Raw genomic sequence first — 17,580 nt, 5'->3', positions numbered from 1 at the left:
GATCCTGAGTGTTCATTTCATGCGTATCGACGGCTTCTCACCGCAGTCCTATCCGATCAAGCGCGCTCCGCGCAAGGCACCGGTGCGTGACGAAGCAGTCGAAGATGCCGAGCTGATCGAAGAGTCCGAGGTCGCGCAGGAGACCCGCACTCGCCGCAGCGCGGGTGGCTTGCCCGCCCGCCAGCAGGACATGGTTTTTCCCCGCGCCCGCGACCGGCGCACTGCAACCGCTCTGGCCAGCTACATGGCGACTGCAGGATTCACCGATTGGGATATGGAAGTGTTGGGGCTTGATCTGTACATTTGATGGATGAAGCCATCGCCCCTGCCATACTTTCTCGGTTGCCCGTCCTGGAGCGAAAGCGCCTGGCGCGACTATCTCTACCCCGCCGATGCCCGCGTCACTGACTACCTCGCGCTGTACAGCCAGGTCTTCAACGCCGTCGAAGGCAATACCACCTTTTATGCCAGCCCGGCACCGTCCACGGTAGAACGCTGGGCGCAGATCATGCCGCCCGGCTTTCGCTTCACCGCCAAATTCCCGCGTGAAGTCAGCCATGGCGGTGATCTACGTGAGCAACTTGAGGCAGGGTTGGCCTTTACCCGGCTGATGGCGCCGCTGGGTGAGCGGGTCGCGCCGTACTGGCTGCAGTTGCCGGCCACCTTTGGCCCTTCGCGGTTGCCCGAGCTTGCGTACTTTCTGCAAGAGATCGGCGTGCCGGTTGCAGTCGAGGTGCGTAACGACGCTTTTTTCGCTCGCGGCGAAGAAGAGCGGTCGCTCAATCGTCTGCTGCATGGCATGGGTGTCGAGCGCATCTGTCTGGACTCGCGTGCGTTGTTCAGCTGCACCTCACGCGAGCCTGCCGTGTTGCATGCGCAGAGCAAGAAGCCTCGCGTACCAGCGCGTCCGGCTGCTTTCAGCCAGCACCCACAGGTGCGCTTCATCGGCCAGCCTGAAGTGATTGGCAACGAGCCGTTCCTGACGCCATGGGTGAGCAAGGTCGCCGAGTGGATCGAAGCCGGCCTGAGCCCTTATGTGTTTCTGCATACTTCCGATAACCAGCAAGCGGCGGCCCTGGCTCAGCACTTTCACCAGCGCTTGAGCGAGCGTCTGCCGGGGTTGCCAGCACTGGCGGAATTGCCACGAGCGCCTGAGGTCGAACAGCTGGGTCTACTCTGACCACTCGTCAATCTGCCGGAGCCAGTGATCATGGATGTACAAACCCTGCGAGCTGAGGCCTTCAAGGCGCTGCATGAGCGTGACGGTGCCTTTGTCATGGCCAATCCCTGGGACGCCGGCTCGGCCAAACTCCTGGCCAGCATGGGCTTCGAAGCGCTGGCGACCACCAGTGCCGGCCTTGCCTTCAGCCTCGGCCGCGCCGATGCCGAGGGTGCGCTGAGCCTGGACGATACTTTGGACAACGCCCGCGCCATCGTCGATGCGAGCGCCTTGCCAGTCGCCGCCGACCTGGAAAACGGCTTTGGCGACTTGCCTGAAGACTGCGCCCAGGCGATCCTGCGCGCGGCCGAGGCGGGCCTGGTGGGCGGCTCGATCGAGGACGCCACTACCCGCAGCGATGCCCCCATCTATGACATGGGCCTGGCCGTCGAGCGGATCCGTGCCGCCGCCCAGGCCGCGCGTAGCCTGCCGTTCACCTTCACCCTGTGCGCCCGCGCGGAAAACCTGTTGCATGAGCGGATGGACCTCGACGACACCATCCTGCGCTTGCAGGCCTACGCCGAAGCGGGGGCCGATGTGCTCTACGCACCAGGCCTGCGCAGCGCCGACGAAGTGCGCGCGGTGGTGCAGGCGCTGGCACCCAAGCCGGTCAACGTGCTGATGGGCCTGGCTGGCGTGCCATTGAACGTCAACCAGCTGCAGGACCTTGGCGTGCGCCGCATCAGCGTCGGCTCGTCACTGGCCCGCGCGGCCTTTGGCGCGCTGCAGCGGGCAGCGCTGGAAATCCGCGAGCAGGGCACCTTCAGTTACGCCGAGCAGAGCATGCCGTTTGCTCAGCTCAACGATCTGTTCCGTCGCTAAGCCTTGATGCGCTGGCTCGGTTGGCTGCTGGTCATCCTCTCTCTGGCGGCGGCGCAAGCCTGGTACCTGGGCTGGCGCCCGCCTGCCGCCTGGAACCCATGGGCAGCGCTCGACGTACGCCAGCCGCCTAACTGGTTGACCGCGTACAAGCTGTCGCGGCTGCGCCAGGATCCAGCCCTGTGCGAACAAGCCCTGCAAAGCTCCGGCCTGCGTTATCGCGCCCAGGCCGACAGCCCGGCCAGCGCGCGCTGCCCTTTGAGCAATGTGTGGCGGGTCGAGGCAGGCCAGGCCAGCCTGAGTAGCAGTTTCCTCGCCAGCTGCCCGCTGGCGGTGGCCTATGCCTTGTTCGAGACCCATGGCTTGCAGCCGGCCGCGCAGCGCGTGTTTGGCCAGCCGGTGACAAGGGTCGAGCACCTTGGCAGCTTTGCCTGTCGCAATGTGTACAACCGCAAGGAAGGGCGCCTGAGCCAGCATGCGACGGCCAACGCCCTCGATATCAGCGCTTTTCGGCTCAAGGATGGCCAGCGCATCGTGCTGGCGCAGGACTGGCAGGTTGGCGGGCAAAAGGCTGAGTTTCTGCGCGAGGTGCGCAAGGCTGCATGTGCCAGCTTCAGTACGGTGCTAGGCCCGGACTACAACGCTGCTCATCACAATCATTTTCACCTGGACATGGGCGTCTGGCAGGTCTGCCGTTAGGCATGTACGCGCACGTTGTTCAGCACCACCGGGCGTGCCCAGTGCATGTCGAACTCAAGGTCGTGCTGCTGCAGCGTCAGGGTCGGCTGATCGAACGGCTCCGGCGCCGGGTCGAGCAAGTCCATGTCGAATTCGGCAATCGGCAGGTACAGCGGGCGCGGCGCGGGGGCGGCGCCAGGCGTTGGCAGCGGCTGGCCCTGGTGCATGACGACCGGGCGTAACCAGCTGTTGGTAAGGTCCATATCGCGCTGCTGCTCGATCATCTCGGCGGCGCTGAACGGCTCTGGTGCAGGTTCGAGCAGTGCGGCTTCAAGCTCCGCCTTGGGCAGAAACAGCGGCTCGGGTGGCTTGACCTCGGTGTCGCTGACCTGACAGCTACGCTGTAGGTCGATCAATGCCAAGGCGCGGGCGCCGCCGGTGGGCTCACCACTGACCTGGTCATGTTGCTGCAGCGCCTGGCTGACCGGGTCCACTTCGACAGCACTTTGGTCGGCCATCGCTCGGGCGAAGAAATCCTGCCACAGATGGCTGACGCCACCGAGTGCCTGGGTATTCTGCCGACCGTAGTTGCCGACAGGCGACAGGTAGGTCAAGCCGATGGGAAGAGTGTCTGTCATGGCAGTCGCGGCGGTTCAGCTCTGGCACAATAGCGGATACTGCGTGTATCGGCCGTGGCCGGGGTTTCATTAATTTTTTCGGGTGCAGGATCGGATGGTAGAGCAAGAGCAGGGCACGGGCATCACAGTCGAGGCGTTGGCGCCCGAGTACCAGGCCCAGGCGCAGCAGTGGGCTGTGCAACTGGGTTTGACGCTGAACGACGACAGCGCCGCCGTGGCGCTGCAGATCGGCGCCGACGGCCTGCAACTGCAGCAGCTCGGAGCGCAGGCGCCAGGGCCGGTGCGGGTCGACTTCGTTGAAGGTCAAGCCGCGCACCGGCGCCTGTTTGGCGGCGGCAGCGGGCAGATGATCGCCAAGGCGGTCGGCGTGGCCCAGGGCGTGCGCCCGCAGGTACTGGATGCCACTGCCGGCCTGGGCAAGGACGCCTTCGTGCTGGCCAGCCTCGGTTGCCAGATGACCCTGATCGAGCGCCAGCCGCTGGTTGCCGCGTTGCTCGCCGACGGCCTGCAGCGCGCGCGTGACGACCATGAAGTCGGGCCCATCGTCGAGCGCATGCGCTTGCTGGTCGGCAACGCCATCGACACCATGCACGCCTGGCAAGGGGAGCCACCCCAGGTGATCTACCTCGACCCGATGTTCCCCCATCGAGAGAAGACCGCGCTGGTGAAAAAAGAGATGCGTGTGTTCCGCCCGCTGGTGGGCGACGACCTCGATGCTCCGGCGTTATTGGCTGCCGCGCTGGCACTGGCCAGCCATCGCGTAGTGGTCAAGCGCCCGCGCAAGGCGCCGATCATTGACGGGCCCAAGCCCAGCCACAGCCTGGAAGGCAAATCGAGTCGCTACGACATCTACCCGAAAAAAGCCCTCAAGGCCTAAGGCGCGTACGCCCGCACAAACAGCTCGACTACCTCGCGCACATGCGCCTCGGCCTCTGCGCCTACCAACGGCGGCGCGCAGCCGAGCAGCAAGCGATAATCCGGCGCGCCCTTGATCAGGCAGAAGAAGTGTTCGGCCGCTCGCCACGGGCTGTCGACGCGCAACAAGCCACGGTCAGCGGCGTTGCGTAGCAGTGCTTCCATTTCGGCAAGAATCCGTTTGGGCCCGGCCTCATAGAAATACCGGCCAAAACTTGGGTCATGGCTGCCTTGGGCCATGATCAGCCGGCTCAGCTTGACCGACTCGTCGCTGCTGATCAGCGCGTGGAAGTTTCGCGCGATGTTCAGCAGCACCTGGTCAATCGGCACACCGTCGGGCAGCTCGAATATCAGCTCCGGCAATTGGCTTTGGCAGGTCGCCATCACCGCCGAGCCGAACAGGGTCTGCTTGTCGGTGAAATGGCTGTAGACCGTCAGTTTTGAAACACCTGCCGCCGTGGCGACCGCATCCATGCTGGTGTTGGCGTAGCCAAGGCTCAGGAATAGCGCTTTGGCAGCTTCAAGGATGGCCTCGCGTTTGGCTAGGTCCTTCGGCCGGCCAGGGCCGATGGGTGCGTCGTTTGGCATCAGGGTCTGCATCTTGGTGAACAGGAAGCCATCTTACCGGTTCAAAGGCGCTACGGCTGTAGTGGTCGATCAATCGTCAAGCCGAGCCGTCAGGCTTGTAGCCCAGGCTGCGCATCAGATCAACCGAGGCAACGCCGTAAGGGATGGCGTTGACCAGGCCGAGCCGTTGGCGGCGTTGTGTAGTGTGGCTGGCATCGCGGTCCTGGTAATCGGCCGCAAACGTCAACTCGAGAAACAGGCGGGCAGTGCGGTCGTCGCCAAGTAACTTACCTCAGCTGTTCCCCGATGCCCGCGTTTCTCTCTGAGGAGCGTGGGCATCGTCGTTTCCCGGCATGCGTCATTGTGGCCGTAGCTGTAGCAGCGCCCGCGGACCAGCTGTAGATCCTGTTCTGCTAGTGAGACATAGTCATGCGCACGGGTGACAAGGAGAGCACGATGAACACAGGTTCGGCGATGACAGTTGTGGTGGTTGGGGCGGGTATTGTGGGGGCCTCCGTGGCTTATCATCTCTCACGGCTGGGTGTGCGGGTCACCATAGTGGAAGCAGGGCGGGTGGCGTCTGGTGTGACATCGACGTCCTTTGCATGGATCAATACCTGCTGCAGCGGCGCAGACCCGGCCGCACCGCTGCGAGCCGCTGCGATCGCTGACTACCGCCGCCTCGAGGCGGAGTTGCCGGGGCTGAATGTGCAGTGGACAGGGGCGCTGACCTATGGCATTTCGCCGATGCCGGCTGCTTGTGCCAAGTCTGCTGGAGTCGCAACAGTCTCTTGTGCTGAGATTCTGGCTCTGGAGCCGAATCTCAAGCATCCACCTGTTCAGGCTGTTTATGCAGCAGAGGAGGGGGCACTGAACGCGGTCGATGTTACCTGGGCGCTGATTGAAGGTGCTCGGGGTCATGGTGCCAGGCTTATGGAAGGGACCCAGGTACTGGGGTTCACCGAAAGCGCTGATCGCGTCTCGGGTGTGCGAACCAGCAGCGGGGTAATCGATGCTGATCTAGTGGTGCTTGCAGCTGGTACGGGTATTACGGCGCTGATGGGCTCTTTGGGTTACTCGCTTGCGCTGGAGGCCTCACCTGCCATCTATATCCGCTACAGGTCGCCCAGTCGGCTGGTCAGGGGGATTGTGTCCAATGCGGCGATGGAGGTGCGGCAGGGCAAGGATGGAAGCCTGCTGGCGGCGGAGGATTATCTGGATGATGCGGTCGATAACCGGCCGGGGGCGATTGCGCTCAGAGCCGCTGGGGCGATCAAGAGTGAGTTGCATGGCGTTGCTTCGCTCGACGTTGTGGAGGCTTGTGTTGGTTTGCGGCCTGTGCCGAGTGATGGTGCGCCGCTTGTTGGATATGTGCCGGGCATCGGTGGTGTGTACGTTTGTGTGATGCACCCTGGGGTTACTTTGGCTGCTACCGTGGGGCGTTTGGTGGGGGCGGAGATTGTGAGTGGCGTGGAGGCTACTGATCTGGCGGCTTGTAGGCTTGAGCGCTTTGGTTAGCTTCGGGATTTATGGTGGTTGCCTTTGGTCTGCTCTGCGGGGTTCCCTCGCTCCGGTCTTGCTCCCGGTAGGACCGCGCTGCACTGGGCCTCTTGGGCCGCTGCTTTTGACTTTCGCTCTTGATCTTGATCAACCTGCGACTTCAGGAGCAAGACCGGAGCGAGGGAATCCCGTAGCGCAGCGAAGGGGCCGGAACCATCACTTATGAATCGGATAAGTCCACCCTCTCATAGGCGCAATCCGGCCCCGCGCAGCCAGATGTCCAGCATCCACATACACTAACCACCACCCAATAATTTCTACCTTTCACCGACTTCCCGCCACCGCACAGCTGATTTAATATACTCGCCAGTATAAATATTAGAAGCGCCTTACACGGACGGTCCCCCATCATGTTGCGTCATGCCTGGTCAATTGCTTTGCCCGCCGCTGCAGCCTTGCTGCTGGCCGCCTGTGGTCAGGAGACCGCGCCGCCCGCCGCGCCGCGTCCGGCCCTGGTCGTGCAGCCGCAGCCGGCCAGCGCTGCCGCCGACAGCTACCCCGGCGAAGTACGCGCCCGCTTCGAGCCTGAGCTGGCCTTCCGCATTGGCGGCAAAGTCAGCAAGCGCCTGGTGGAAGAGGGCCAGCCGGTCAAGGCCGATCAGCCACTGGCCGAGCTCGACCCACAGGATGTACGCCTGCAATTGCAAGCCAACCGTGCCCAGCTTGCCGCCGCGCAGGCCAACCTGGCGCTGGTGCAGACCGAACGTGAGCGTTATCAGAAATTGCTCGACCGGCAGATGGTCAGCCGCTCGCAGTTCGACAACGCCGAAAACCTCTACCGCGCAGGCCTCGCCCGCCTCAAGCAAGCTCAGGCCGAAGCTGATGTGGCCGGCAACCAGGCCGACTATGCAGTGCTGCGTGCGCCGCAGGCGGGGGTGATTTCCAAGCGTCAGGTCGAGGTCGGCCAGGTCGTCGCAGCAGGGCAGACGGTGTTTACCCTGGCAGCAGATGGCGAACGTGAAGTGGTCATCGGCCTGCCTGAGCAGCAGTTCGCGCGCTTTGCCGTCGGCCAGCCCGTCAGTGTCGAACTGTGGTCGCAGCCCAATCAGCGTTACCCCGCGCGCATCCGCGAACTGTCCCCGGCAGCCGACCCGCGCTCGCGGACCTTTGCCGCACGCATCGCTTTTGACTCGAGCAAGGCCCCGGCTGAGCTGGGCCAAAGCGCCCGAGTGTTCGTCGCCCATGAAGGCCAGCCGGCATTGGCGCTGCCGTTGTCGGCGGTGACCGCCGAGCAGGGCCAGGCCTACGTGTGGCGAGTTGACAAGGACAAACGCCTGCAGCGCGTTGCGGTGCGCCTGGGTGCCTATGGCGCCGACAGCGTGCCGGTGCTTGACGGGCTGGCGCCGGGCGACTGGATCGTCGCTGCCGGTGGTCATGTATTGCGCGAGGGCCAGCAGGTGCGGCCGGTCGACCGCAGTAATCGTGATGTGGATCTGGCGGCCAAGGAGTAAGTCCCGATGGGTTTCAACCTTTCCGCCTGGGCGCTGCGCAATCGCCAGATCGTACTGTTCCTGATGATTCTGCTGGCCGCGATTGGTGCGATGTCCTACACCAAGCTGGGGCAGAGCGAGGATCCGCCGTTTACCTTCAAGGCCATGGTCATCCGTACCATCTGGCCAGGTACGAGCGCCGAAGAGGTGTCGCGCCAGGTTACCGAGCGCATCGAAAAGAAGCTGATGGAAACCGGCGAGTACGAAAAGATCGTTTCGTTCTCGCGCCCAGGCGAGTCGCAGGTCACCTTCATGGCGCGCGACTCGTTGCACTCCAAGGACATCCCCGAGCTGTGGTACCAGATCCGCAAGAAGGTCGCGGATATCCGCCATACCTTGCCGCCGGAGATCCAGGGGCCGTTCTTCAATGACGAGTTCGGCACCACCTTCGGCAATATCTATGCGTTGTCTGGCGAAGGCTTTGACTACGCCGTGCTCAAGGATTACGCCGACCGCATCCAGATCCAGCTGCAACGGGTCAAAGATGTGGGCAAGGTCGAGCTGATCGGCCTACAGGATGAAAAGATCTGGATCGAGCTGTCCAATCTCAAGCTGGCTACCCTTGGCGTGCCGCTGGCCGCCGTGCAGCAGGCGCTGCAAGAGCAGAATGCGGTGAGCAGCGCGGGCTTCTTCGAGACCCCGAGCGAGCGCCTGCAACTGCGCGTCAGTGGCCGCTTCGACAGTGTCGAGCAGATCCGCCAATTCCCGATCCGGGTCGGCGAGCGCACCTTCCGTATCGGCGATGTCGCCGAGGTGCACCGTGGCTTCAATGACCCACCGGCGCCGCGCATGCGCTTCATGGGTGAAGACGCCATCGGCCTGGCCGTGGCGATGAAGGACGGCGGCGATATCCTGGTGCTGGGCAAGGCGCTGGAGGTCGAGTTCGCCCGGCTGGTGCACAGCCTGCCGGCCGGCATGGATCTGCGCAAGGTGTCCGACCAGCCGGCGGCGGTCAAGGCCGGGGTCGGCGAGTTCGTGCAAGTGCTGGTCGAAGCGTTGGTGATCGTGCTGCTGGTGAGCTTCTTCTCGCTCGGGCTGCGTACCGGGCTGGTGGTGGCGCTGGCGATTCCGCTGGTGCTGGCGATGACCTTTGCCGCCATGCACTACTTCGGCATCGGCTTGCACAAGATTTCCCTCGGTGCGCTGGTATTGGCCCTGGGTCTGTTGGTCGACGACGCGATCATTGCCGTGGAGATGATGGCAATCAAGATGGAGCAGGGCTACGACCGGCTCAAGGCGGCCAGTTACGCCTGGACCAGCACGGCGTTCCCGATGCTCACCGGCACCCTGATTACCGCGGCGGGCTTTTTGCCAATCGCCACCGCGGCCTCCAGTACCGGCGAATACACTCGCTCGATTTTCCAGGTGGTGACCATCGCCCTGCTGACCTCCTGGGTAGCGGCGGTGCTGTTCGTGCCGTACCTGGGCGAGCGTTTGCTGCCGGATCTGGCCAAGCTGCATGCCGCTCGCGGCCACACTGACCCCTATGCGACGCCGTTTTACCAACGTGTGCGGCGAGTGGTGGAATGGTGCGTGCGCCGGCGCAAGACGGTGATCCTGCTGACCATCGCGGCGTTCGTCGGCAGCATCCTGCTGTTCCGTTTCGTGCCGCAGCAGTTCTTCCCAGCCTCGGGTCGGCCGGAGCTGATGATTGACCTCAAGCTGGCCGAAGGCGCCTCGCTGAGTAATTCCGCCGAACAGGTCAAGCGCCTCGAAGGCCTGCTCAAGAACCACGACGGCATCGACAACTATGTGGCCTACATCGGCACTGGCTCGCCGCGCTTCTACCTGCCGCTGGATCAGCAGTTGCCGGCGGCCAGTTTTGCCCAGTTCGTGGTGCTGGCCAAATCCCTGGAAGATCGCGAGGCGCTGCGTAGCTGGTTGATCGCGACCCTGGATGAGCAGTTCCCGCAATTGCGCTCCCGCGTCACGCGCCTGGAAAACGGCCCGCCGGTAGGTTACCCGGTGCAGTTCCGGGTCACCGGCGAGCACATCGAGAAGGTCCGCGCGCTGGCCCGGGAAGTGGCGAGCAAAGTGCTGGAGAACCCGCACGTAGTCAACGTGCACCTGGACTGGGAAGAGCCGAGCAAGGCGGTGTTCCTGCAAATCGATCAGGAGCGTGCGCGCGCGCTGGGGGTGAGTACTGCCCAGCTGGCGAGCTTCCTGCGCAGCTCGTTGACCGGCAGCTCGGTCAGCCAGTTCCGCGAAGACAACGAGCTGATCGAGATTCTGGTGCGGGGCACGGCCGAGGCGCGTGGCGACCTGGGTAACCTGGCTAGCCTCGCAGTGCCGACTGATAACGGCCAGAGCGTTGCGCTGTCGCAGGTGGCGACTCTTGAGTACGGCTTCGAGGAAGGCATTATCTGGCATCGCAATCGCCTGCCAACGGTGACCGTGCGCGCCGATATTTACGACAAGCAGCAGCCGGCGACGCTGGTCAAGCAGATCGAGCCATCGTTGCAACAGGTGCGTGCCAGCTTGCCGGACGGCTATCTGCTTGAGGTCGGCGGCACTGTCGAGGACTCCGAGCGCGGGCAGAAGTCGGTCAATGCCGGCATGCCGCTGTTCATCGTGGTGGTGCTGAGCCTGTTGATGATCCAGCTGCGCAGCTTCTCGCGCACGGTGATGGTGTTCCTCACCGCACCGCTGGGGTTGATCGGGGTGACCCTGTTCCTGCTGATCTTCCGCCAGCCGTTCGGCTTCGTCGCCATGCTCGGCACCATTGCCCTGGCCGGGATGATCATGCGCAATTCGGTGATCCTGATCGATCAGATCGAGCAGGACATCGCCGCGGGCATGCAGCGCTGGCAAGCCATCATCGAAGCCACGGTGCGGCGCTTCCGGCCAATCGTGCTGACTGCACTGGCCGCCGTGCTGGCGATGATTCCGCTGTCACGCAGCGTGTTCTACGGGCCGATGGCGGTGGCGATCATGGGCGGCCTGATCGTCGCCACGGTGCTGACGCTGCTGTTCCTGCCGGCGCTGTATGCGGCATGGTTCAAGGTCAGGAAGGAAGCGTAAGAGGCGCTGGGCGCACCTGCTGCCAATCTGCAGCAGGCGCGCCAGCGAAGGGCCTCAGAGGGCGCCGAAGACTTTCTTGGCCAGGCTGGTAGCGGCCTGCGCCGGGTTCTGGCGAATGCTCTGCTCTTGCTTGGCAATCATTTCGAACAGGCCATCGAGGGCCTTCTCGGTGACGTAGCTTTCGACGTTGGCGCTCTTGCTGCTGCCAAGGCCCAGGGCCGAGGCTTGACCGGCGAAGCTGTTGTACTGCTGGACGACGCCGACCTTGTCGGTGGCGGCCTTGACGATCGGCAGGAACTTGGCGCGGATCTGCTCGCGGCTGCTCTTGTTCAGGTACTGCGTGGCGGAGTCTTCACCGCCGCTGAGGATGCCCTTGGCATCGGTCACGGTCATCCTCTTCACCGCATCGACGAGGATCGCCTGAGCCTGCGGCACGGCGGCTTCGGCGGCCTTGTTCATGCTGTCTTCCAGCGCTTGCACCTGGTCGCCCTTGCCAAACATCTTCATCGCCTTGGCGGCTTTGCCGAGGTTGCCTGGCAGCTCGATGCGCACGTCGGGATTGTTGCTGAAGCCACCGGGGGTGCCGAGTTGCTTGATCGCCACTTGGGCGCCTTGGGTGAGGGCGTCTTTCAGGCCGCCGGTAGCGTCCTGCTGGCTGAGGTCGCCGAGCGACAGGGCCAGCGCACTGGCGGACAACAGCAGGCCAGCGCAGAGGCCGCCGAAGCGCAGGGAGGAGCGAATCATGGATTATTCCTTATGACAGTGAATAGGTGCAGGGCTCAGCGAGCCGGGTCGACTTTGATCCGCAGCGGCTGCTGGTCGCTGCCGTCGAGCGCGACGCTGTGCTGTTCGGTGCTGATGAACAATAGTTGGCCTTGATACTCGATGCGGGCACTGACCGCGTAGCGGTGTCCCGGTTTGACCTGAGCAGGGTCATAGCTCAGGTGGAACGGCAGCGGCACGTTGCCTTGGATCGGGCCGGCCTGGCTGGCCAGGGTCACGGCTGGGGCATCCATCAGCGATACATCCTGCAAGCTGACGCTGAGGGTAGCGGCTGGCGGCAGGGCAATGCGCTGCAGGTAGAACACTTCGCCATCAAGGCTGGCCTGTGGTGCCGGGCTGTTGCTGGAGCAGGCTGCAAGCAGAGAGGCGCAGCACAGCATAAAGAGCTTTTTCATGGATTCTCCGTAGTCCTGGGGTCGGCTTGTGACCAACCCCGGGGACTGTAGCGGATTTTCCTGCCAAGGTCGCGGCAGTCGCGGCCAAGGGTTTGCACTCAGGTGGGGATTTGCTCCACACCTTCTATTTCGCGGTGCAGCGCCACCTGGCGAATTGACAGGCGAAGCTCGGCCGACAGCACGCGCTTGGCCACACCCTCGGCCAGCTCGCCGAGCTTGTCGTGATGGCTGAGCTTGCCGTTGCCGGCGGGCCGCAGCACGCCTTGCTGGAGCAAGGTCTGGATGAAGTGGCGGAACAGGCTCTTGTCGAAGAACTCCGGTGCATTCAGGCCATGCAGGATCGACAGCCGCTGGGCCATCATCACGCAGAGGTCTTCCAGTTCTTCGGCGGTCAGGGTCTGCTGGCCGTTGTTGACCAACAGTGAGGTCGCCATGTAATAGCGCTGCAGGGCCTGGGTGATGGTCCGCGAGAGCAGCGTCAGCAATACGAACGCACGCGAACTCGGTGCCGGGCGCAGGTAGACGCCGTTTTCCACCCGCAGCAGGCCTTGGGCAACCAGCGCGTCGAGCCAGTGATCGATGGTTTCGTCGAGTTGCTCGGGCGTCCAGCGCAGGAACAGCTCGGCTTGCAGGTACGGATACAGCGCCTTGACGTACTGGCCGATCAGCTCGCGGCTGATCCGTGAGCTGCTCTGGAAGAAGCTCGCCAGCAGCGCCGGCAGGGCAAAGATGTGCAGTACGTTGTTGCGGTAATAGGTCATCAGCACCGCGTTGGCTTCATCCAGATAGAGGATGCGGCCCATGGCATCGTTCTGCTCGGACAGCAGGTTCATGCCTTTGACGTGGCTGATCAAGGCCATGCCATCGCCCTCAGGCAGGGTGGTATGCGCCGAATAGGGCACTTCACGCAGCAAGCTCAGGTATAGGTCGAGCACCCGCACCAGGGCGCTTTCGTCGAGCGCGTGACGGCTGGTCGAGAGCAATGCCAGTGCGACCAGGTTGACCGGATTGACCGCCGCGGCTTCGTTGAGGTGGCGGGCCACGGTTTCGCCCAAGCGGTGGGTGGTGTCGTTCAACCAGGCCGGACGAAACTGCTCGCCGTGATCCTCTTCGCGCCAGCCTGGGCGTTGCTCATCGAGGAAGCTGGCCAGGCGGATCGGCTCGCCGAAGTTGACCGACACCTGGCCGTAGCGCTGTTTGAGCGCGCCGATGACCTTGAAGATGTCGAAGATGGATTCTTTTTTCTTGCTCGCCCCACGCAGCTCGCCCAGGTAGGTGCGGCCTTCGAGCACCCGCTCATAGCCGATGTACACCGGCACGAACACGATCGGTGTGCGCGACGAGCGCAGGAAACTGCGCAGGGTAATCGCCAGCATGCCGGTACGTGGCTGCAGCATGCGCCCGGTGCGCGAGCGGCCGCCTTCGACGAAGTATTCGACCGGGAAGCCCTTGGTGAACAGCGTGTGCAAGTATTCGTTGAACACCGCGGTGTACAGCGGGTTGCCCTTGAACGTACGGCGCATGAAGAACGCCCCGCCACGGCGCAGCAGGCTGCCGATGACCGGCATGTTGAGGTTGATGCCCGCGGCTACGTGCGGTGGCGTCAGGCCGTTGCGAAACAGCAGGTAGGACAGCAGCAGGTAGTCGATGTGGCTGCGGTGGCAGGGCACATAGATCACCTCGTGACCGGGAGCGATGCCTTGCACCTGCTCGATGTTGTTGACCTTGATGCCGTCGTAGATCTTGTTCCAGAACCAGCTCAGCACCACTTCAAGAAAGCGGATCGCGGTGTAGGTGTAGTCCGAGGCAATTTCGTTGCCGTAGCGCAGCGCTCGCGCCTCGGCTTTCGCCAGCGGAATCTGCTCGCGTTCTGCCTCCTCGGCGATGGCCTGACGCACCTGCTGGTCGTGGATCAGGCCTTTGACCAGGTTGCGCCGGTGCGAAATGTCCGGGCCGATGACCGCGCTCTTGAGGTTGCGAAAGTGCACGCGCATCAGGCGCTGGGCCATACGCACGGTACGCGCATGGCCCTTGTTGTGCTCGACCAGCTCGCGCAGGTGGATCGGCGCCGAGAACTGCACGCGGGTCTTGCGCCCGAGCATGATGATGGTGAGCAAGCGACGCAGGCGTCCGGTTACCGCCCAGCTGTCGGCAAACAGCAGCTTCCATGGGCTCGATTCACTGGCCGGGGTCTGCCCCCAGAACACGCTGACCGGGATGATCTGTGCGTCTTCTTCGGCATGCTGGCTGACTGCTTCGACCAGCCGCTCCAGGGTCGGCGGCGCGCCGCGTTTGTCGTGGCGGCCGAGCCAGTCCGGCTCAGGGGTCAGATAGAAAAACGCCGCAGGCTCGTGCAGCGGGCCAACCACAACGGGCAACACTGGCCGCGGCAGCCCCGCTTTGGTGCACTCGCGGTCGAGCACCGCCAGGTCGGTCAGCGACGGCGAGGGCAGGGCATAGAACACCGGGCGGCTGCGGTCGAGCTTTAGGGTCAGCGATGACTGATTGATGGTCTCGGAGCGTACCCACAGGTAAAGCACGCGGCGCAGGGCGCCGAAGATCAAGCGGCGCAGGGGGGAACGGGTCATGTGATGTGTGGGCCCTGGGAAGAATTTCGGATCGATTTGCAGTCAGTGAGTCTGCCGTATCTGCGCAAGTTCAGCAAAAAACTGCATTGAACAGGCCTGTCATGAATTTTCTTTGTTCTCTGTCATATACTCGGTCCGCCCCTTGCAGGATATTTCAGCAAGCGGCGTCGGCACGGGGAAACCCAGTGCCTGCAAGGCGATCTTCACAATAAAAAAACTGGAGTAGTTCAGATGTCGTCTCGTGAGACTGGGAATGTAAAGTGGTTCAACGATGCCAAGGGTTATGGCTTCATTCAGCGCGAAGATGGGGCCGATGTATTCGTCCACTATCGGGCGATTCGTGGTGAAGGGCATCGCTCGCTGGTTGAAGGGCAGCAGGTTGAATACAACCTCACCCAAGGCCAGAAAGGTCTCCAGGCCGAGGATGTAGTGGGCCTGTAAGCGCTGGTTGGCAAGCCTCAAGCTGCAAGTTGTCCGTGGAACTTGCAGCCTGATGCGATTGCTCGTGTTACATCCCTCTCGCAGTATTACTGCGTGCGCCAGGTGATTTCCTCTTCACCATCGGCGCTGATGCGGACCCAACGGTCGGCATCCTCTTCCCCGTGTTCTTCGCTCCAGCTGCCCGGTGCACAACGCACTTCGACGTTGAGTGCGGCAAAGGCTGCGCGTGCGCAGGCAATGTCGTCCTCCCACGGGGTCTGGTCGCTTTCCAGGTAGAGGCTGTTCCATTTCCCTACAGCCTTCGGTAACCAGGTCACCGGGATGTTACCGGCCTGGCATTTCCAGGTCAGGCCTTTCTGGGTCCATTCGGTGCACGGGCCCAAGGCCTCGACCAACCACTGGGCAATCTGCTTGTGGTCGACGTCGGTGTCCTTCAGGTAAATCTCGATATCAGGTTGACGCATAAAGGGCTCCGGTGTGCTCAGGATTGGCGCAGGAAATAGTCATAACGCATGGAAACGGTTACCTCGAACGGCGCGGCCTGGTCGATCACCAGCGCGCGCTTTTCAGCGCTTGCTCGCCAGCCGTGCGGGGTCATCGCCAGCAGGTCGGCGCGAGCCTTGGGTGCGGCCAGGCTGAGGCGAAACTCGAGGGTTTCACTGTGAGCATGGACCATTCCCACTGGCACCAGTGCCAGGTGCTTGTCGTCAGCATACGGACGCACTTCATCGTAAAGCACCTCGCGCAGCTCCATCAGGTGACCGCTGGTCGGGCCGACCCGCATCAGGCCGCCGCCGGGGCTGAGCAGGCGCAAGGCCTCCTGCCAGTCGAGCGGGCTGAAAACGCTGGCGATGAACTGGCAGCTGGCATCGGCCAGGGGCACGCGGGCCATGCTGGCGACCATCCAGGTCACCTGCGGCGCGCGCTTGCAGGCGCGTTTAACCGCTTCACGGGAAATATCCAGGGCGTAACCCTGGGCCGCCGGCAGGGCATTGGCGAGCTGCGCGGTGTAATAGCCTTCGCCGCAGCCGATATCCAGCCAGGCGCCGGGCTGGCGCTCAGCAGCCAGCTGCGCCAGGCGCTCGGCGACCGGGGCATAGTGGCCACCGTCGAGAAAGTCCCGGCGGGCCTCGACCATCGCCTGATTGTCACCTGGATCACGGCTGTTCTTGTGCTGCACCGGCAACAGGTTCAGATAACCCTGGCGAGCACGGTCGAAGCGATGGCCGGCGCTGCACGCGACACCGTTGTCCAGCGCTGCCAAGGCCGCCTGGCAAAGAGGGCAGATGAGCATCAGGCGAGCAACCGCACCAGGGTCTGGTAGTAGATCTCGGTCAGCAGGTCGAGATCGCTGGCCAGGATGCGCTCGTCGACCTGGTGGATAGTGGCGTTGACCGGGCCGAGCTCGACCACCTGAGTACCCATGGTGGCGATGAAGCGGCCGTCGGAGGTGCCGCCGCTGGTCGATGGCTGGGTATCGCGGTCGGTGACGGCCTTGATGCTGGCCGCTACCGCGTCGAGCAGTTCACCTGGCTCGGTGAGGAACGGCAGGCCCGACAGCGCCCAATCGATCGACCAGTCCAGCTGATGCTTGTCGAGAATCGCCGCCACCCGCGCCTGCAGGCCCTCGACGGTCGACTCGGTGGAGAAACGGAAGTTGAATAGCGCAGTCAGGTCGCCAGGCACGACGTTGGTCGCGCCGGTACCGGAATTGAGGTTGGAGATCTGGAAGCTGGTCGGCGGGAAGAACGCATTGCCTTCGTCCCAATGCTCTGCTGCCAGTTCGGCCAGCGCTGGCGCGGCCAGGTGGATCGGGTTGCGCGCCAGGTGCGGATAGGCAACGTGGCCCTGCTTGCCGCGTACGGTCAGCTTGGCACCGAGCGAACCGCGGCGGCCGTTCTTGACCACGTCACCGAGCAAATTGGTGCTCGATGGCTCGCCGACGATGCACCAGTCGAGGCGCTCGTTGCGTGCGACCAGGCGCTCGACGACGGCCTTGGTGCCGTGATGGGCGGGGCCTTCTTCGTCGCTGGTGATGAGGAAGGCGACCTTGCCGCGGTGGTTGGGGTAGTCGTGCACAAAGCGCTCGCTGGCCACCACCATCGATGCCAGGCTGCCCTTCATGTCGGCAGCGCCGCGGCCGCAGAGCATGCCGTCGGCATCGATCAGTGCCTGGAACGGCTCATGTTGCCACTGCTGCACCGGGCCGGTCGGGACCACGTCGGTGTGGCCGGCAAAACACAACACCGGGCCGTCCTTACTGCCATGGGTGGCCCAGAAGTTGTCGACGTCTTCGATGCGCATCGGTTCAAGCTGGAAGCCGACAGCGCCCAGGCGGTTCATCATCTGGGTCTGGCAGTCGGCATCGACCGGGGTCACCGAGGGACGACGGATCAGGTCGCAGGCCAGTTGAAGGGTAGGCGAGAGCTCGGCGGGGGCCGTCATGGGGAACTCCGGGGGCAAGGC

General features: G+C 63.5%; 18 protein-coding genes. 9 read left to right on the top strand and 9 right to left on the bottom strand.

The genetic code is table 11. From position 1 onward, the window contains the following. The first annotated feature begins 19 nt into the window (after window positions 1-19). Genes M2396_RS14080 through M2396_RS14065 form a run of 4 tightly spaced genes read left to right on the top strand, consistent with a single transcriptional unit; the run spans window position 20 to window position 2,737 of the window. Window positions 20-307 (top strand): hypothetical protein, encoded by a 288-nt coding sequence (locus tag M2396_RS14080; protein WP_101317179.1) that lies wholly within the window; start codon window positions 20-22, stop codon window positions 305-307. Window positions 308-310: 3 nt separating this feature from the next. Beyond that, a complete protein-coding gene (locus tag M2396_RS14075; protein ID WP_188035510.1) occupies window positions 311-1,180 on the top strand; it encodes a DUF72 domain-containing protein in 870 nt (289 codons plus the stop codon). A gap of 30 nt (window positions 1,181-1,210) precedes the next feature. Continuing rightward, window positions 1,211-2,041 (top strand): oxaloacetate decarboxylase, encoded by an 831-nt coding sequence (locus M2396_RS14070; protein WP_101317183.1) that lies wholly within the window; start codon window positions 1,211-1,213, stop codon window positions 2,039-2,041. 6 nt (window positions 2,042-2,047) lie between these two features. Further along, window positions 2,048-2,737 (top strand): extensin family protein, encoded by a 690-nt coding sequence (locus tag M2396_RS14065; protein ID WP_188035511.1) that lies wholly within the window; start codon window positions 2,048-2,050, stop codon window positions 2,735-2,737. Here the strand turns inward: M2396_RS14065 and M2396_RS14060 are convergent. After that, complete coding sequence (locus tag M2396_RS14060) at window positions 2,734-3,354, bottom strand: energy transducer TonB (RefSeq protein ID WP_188035512.1); 621 nt, start codon at window positions 3,352-3,354, stop codon at window positions 2,734-2,736. The two genes, M2396_RS14065 and M2396_RS14060, sit on opposite strands and share 4 nt — an antisense overlap. Before the next feature lie 94 nt (window positions 3,355-3,448). Here M2396_RS14060 and M2396_RS14055 point away from each other — a divergent pair, with 94 nt between their 5' ends. After that, window positions 3,449-4,231, top strand: coding sequence for a class I SAM-dependent methyltransferase (locus M2396_RS14055; RefSeq protein WP_259075593.1), 783 nt, complete (start codon window positions 3,449-3,451; stop codon window positions 4,229-4,231). Here M2396_RS14055 and M2396_RS14050 read toward each other — a convergent pair. Both M2396_RS14050 and M2396_RS14045 read right to left on the bottom strand, forming a co-directional pair. Beyond that, window positions 4,228-4,869 carry a TetR/AcrR family transcriptional regulator gene (locus M2396_RS14050; protein ID WP_150571539.1) on the bottom strand — a complete coding sequence of 214 codons (642 nt, stop codon included), beginning with the start codon at window positions 4,867-4,869 and terminating at the stop codon, window positions 4,228-4,230. The two genes, M2396_RS14055 and M2396_RS14050, sit on opposite strands and share 4 nt — an antisense overlap. Window positions 4,870-4,933: 64 nt before the next feature. Further along, window positions 4,934-5,083, bottom strand: a complete 150-nt coding sequence (locus tag M2396_RS14045; RefSeq protein WP_220633197.1) for a hypothetical protein — start codon at window positions 5,081-5,083, stop codon at window positions 4,934-4,936. Between the two features lie 209 nt (window positions 5,084-5,292). Here M2396_RS14045 and M2396_RS14040 point away from each other — a divergent pair, with 209 nt between their 5' ends. The 3 genes from M2396_RS14040 to M2396_RS14030 all read left to right on the top strand — a co-directional run bounded on the left by M2396_RS14040 (window position 5,293) and on the right by M2396_RS14030 (window position 10,907). Beyond that, window positions 5,293-6,354 carry an FAD-binding oxidoreductase gene (locus M2396_RS14040; protein ID WP_259075592.1) on the top strand — a complete coding sequence of 354 codons (1,062 nt, stop codon included), beginning with the start codon at window positions 5,293-5,295 and terminating at the stop codon, window positions 6,352-6,354. Between the two features lie 392 nt (window positions 6,355-6,746). Beyond that, the gene (locus M2396_RS14035; RefSeq protein ID WP_259075590.1) at window positions 6,747-7,847 is read left to right on the top strand and encodes an efflux RND transporter periplasmic adaptor subunit; all 1,101 of its coding nucleotides are present in this window, start codon (window positions 6,747-6,749) and stop codon (window positions 7,845-7,847) included. Window positions 7,848-7,853: 6 nt separating this feature from the next. After that, complete coding sequence (locus M2396_RS14030) at window positions 7,854-10,907, top strand: efflux RND transporter permease subunit (RefSeq protein WP_259075589.1); 3,054 nt, start codon at window positions 7,854-7,856, stop codon at window positions 10,905-10,907. Window positions 10,908-10,961: 54 nt separating this feature from the next. Here M2396_RS14030 and M2396_RS14025 read toward each other — a convergent pair whose 3' ends face one another. From M2396_RS14025 to plsB, 3 genes are all read right to left on the bottom strand, one after another. Further along, a complete protein-coding gene (locus tag M2396_RS14025) occupies window positions 10,962-11,651 on the bottom strand; it encodes a DUF4197 domain-containing protein (RefSeq protein WP_259075587.1) in 690 nt (229 codons plus the stop codon). Between the two features lie 35 nt (window positions 11,652-11,686). Next, on the bottom strand, window positions 11,687-12,085 hold the full coding sequence (locus M2396_RS14020; RefSeq protein WP_101317201.1) for a YbaY family lipoprotein: 399 nt from the start codon (window positions 12,083-12,085) through the stop codon (window positions 11,687-11,689). A 98-nt stretch (window positions 12,086-12,183) separates the two neighbouring features. Beyond that, complete coding sequence (gene plsB, locus M2396_RS14015; RefSeq protein ID WP_101317203.1) at window positions 12,184-14,673, bottom strand: glycerol-3-phosphate 1-O-acyltransferase PlsB; 2,490 nt, start codon at window positions 14,671-14,673, stop codon at window positions 12,184-12,186. Window positions 14,674-14,904: 231 nt separating this feature from the next. Between plsB and M2396_RS14010 the strand changes: the two genes are divergently transcribed. Then, window positions 14,905-15,114, top strand: a complete 210-nt coding sequence (locus tag M2396_RS14010) for a cold-shock protein (protein WP_101317205.1) — start codon at window positions 14,905-14,907, stop codon at window positions 15,112-15,114. An 86-nt stretch (window positions 15,115-15,200) separates the two neighbouring features. Here M2396_RS14010 and M2396_RS14005 read toward each other — a convergent pair whose 3' ends face one another. Genes M2396_RS14005 through dapE form a run of 3 tightly spaced genes read right to left on the bottom strand, consistent with a single transcriptional unit; the run spans window position 15,201 to window position 17,559 of the window. Next, the gene (locus tag M2396_RS14005) at window positions 15,201-15,578 is read right to left on the bottom strand and encodes a hypothetical protein (RefSeq protein ID WP_101317207.1); all 378 of its coding nucleotides are present in this window, start codon (window positions 15,576-15,578) and stop codon (window positions 15,201-15,203) included. Window positions 15,579-15,595: 17 nt separating this feature from the next. Then, the gene (locus tag M2396_RS14000) at window positions 15,596-16,408 is read right to left on the bottom strand and encodes a putative RNA methyltransferase (RefSeq protein ID WP_259075585.1); all 813 of its coding nucleotides are present in this window, start codon (window positions 16,406-16,408) and stop codon (window positions 15,596-15,598) included. Continuing rightward, on the bottom strand, window positions 16,408-17,559 hold the full coding sequence (gene dapE / locus M2396_RS13995) for a succinyl-diaminopimelate desuccinylase (RefSeq protein WP_150570838.1): 1,152 nt from the start codon (window positions 17,557-17,559) through the stop codon (window positions 16,408-16,410). Before dapE ends, M2396_RS14000 begins: the two co-directional genes overlap by 1 nt. Window positions 17,560-17,580 lie beyond the last annotated feature (21 nt).

This window comes from Pseudomonas sp. BIGb0278, from assembly GCF_024809895.1.
In the GTDB taxonomy this organism is placed as follows: Bacteria; Pseudomonadota; Gammaproteobacteria; order Pseudomonadales; family Pseudomonadaceae; genus Aquipseudomonas; species Aquipseudomonas shirazensis.
Note: the sequence above shows the minus strand (reverse complement) of the source record. Positions and strands in the feature narration are given on the sequence as shown.

Bases quoted from the DNA above. Each gene is read 5' to 3' on its own strand.
- M2396_RS14080 (WP_101317179.1), top strand. From the start codon at position 20: ATGCGTATCGACGGCTTCTCACCGCAGTCCTATCCGATCAAGCGCGCT.
- M2396_RS14075 (WP_188035510.1), top strand. From the start codon at position 311: ATGAAGCCATCGCCCCTGCCATACTTTCTCGGTTGCCCGTCCTGGAGC.
- M2396_RS14070 (WP_101317183.1), top strand. From the start codon at position 1,211: ATGGATGTACAAACCCTGCGAGCTGAGGCCTTCAAGGCGCTGCATGAG.
- M2396_RS14065 (WP_188035511.1), top strand. From the start codon at position 2,048: ATGCGCTGGCTCGGTTGGCTGCTGGTCATCCTCTCTCTGGCGGCGGCG.
- M2396_RS14060 (WP_188035512.1), bottom strand. From the start codon at position 3,354: ATGACAGACACTCTTCCCATCGGCTTGACCTACCTGTCGCCTGTCGGC.
- M2396_RS14055 (WP_259075593.1), top strand. From the start codon at position 3,449: ATGGTAGAGCAAGAGCAGGGCACGGGCATCACAGTCGAGGCGTTGGCG.
- M2396_RS14050 (WP_150571539.1), bottom strand. From the start codon at position 4,869: ATGCAGACCCTGATGCCAAACGACGCACCCATCGGCCCTGGCCGGCCG.
- M2396_RS14040 (WP_259075592.1), top strand. From the start codon at position 5,293: ATGAACACAGGTTCGGCGATGACAGTTGTGGTGGTTGGGGCGGGTATT.
- M2396_RS14035 (WP_259075590.1), top strand. From the start codon at position 6,747: ATGTTGCGTCATGCCTGGTCAATTGCTTTGCCCGCCGCTGCAGCCTTG.
- M2396_RS14030 (WP_259075589.1), top strand. From the start codon at position 7,854: ATGGGTTTCAACCTTTCCGCCTGGGCGCTGCGCAATCGCCAGATCGTA.
- M2396_RS14025 (WP_259075587.1), bottom strand. From the start codon at position 11,651: ATGATTCGCTCCTCCCTGCGCTTCGGCGGCCTCTGCGCTGGCCTGCTG.
- M2396_RS14020 (WP_101317201.1), bottom strand. From the start codon at position 12,085: ATGAAAAAGCTCTTTATGCTGTGCTGCGCCTCTCTGCTTGCAGCCTGC.
- plsB (WP_101317203.1), bottom strand. From the start codon at position 14,673: ATGACCCGTTCCCCCCTGCGCCGCTTGATCTTCGGCGCCCTGCGCCGC.
- M2396_RS14010 (WP_101317205.1), top strand. From the start codon at position 14,905: ATGTCGTCTCGTGAGACTGGGAATGTAAAGTGGTTCAACGATGCCAAG.
- M2396_RS14005 (WP_101317207.1), bottom strand. From the start codon at position 15,578: ATGCGTCAACCTGATATCGAGATTTACCTGAAGGACACCGACGTCGAC.
- M2396_RS14000 (WP_259075585.1), bottom strand. From the start codon at position 16,408: ATGCTCATCTGCCCTCTTTGCCAGGCGGCCTTGGCAGCGCTGGACAAC.
- dapE (WP_150570838.1), bottom strand. From the start codon at position 17,559: ATGACGGCCCCCGCCGAGCTCTCGCCTACCCTTCAACTGGCCTGCGAC.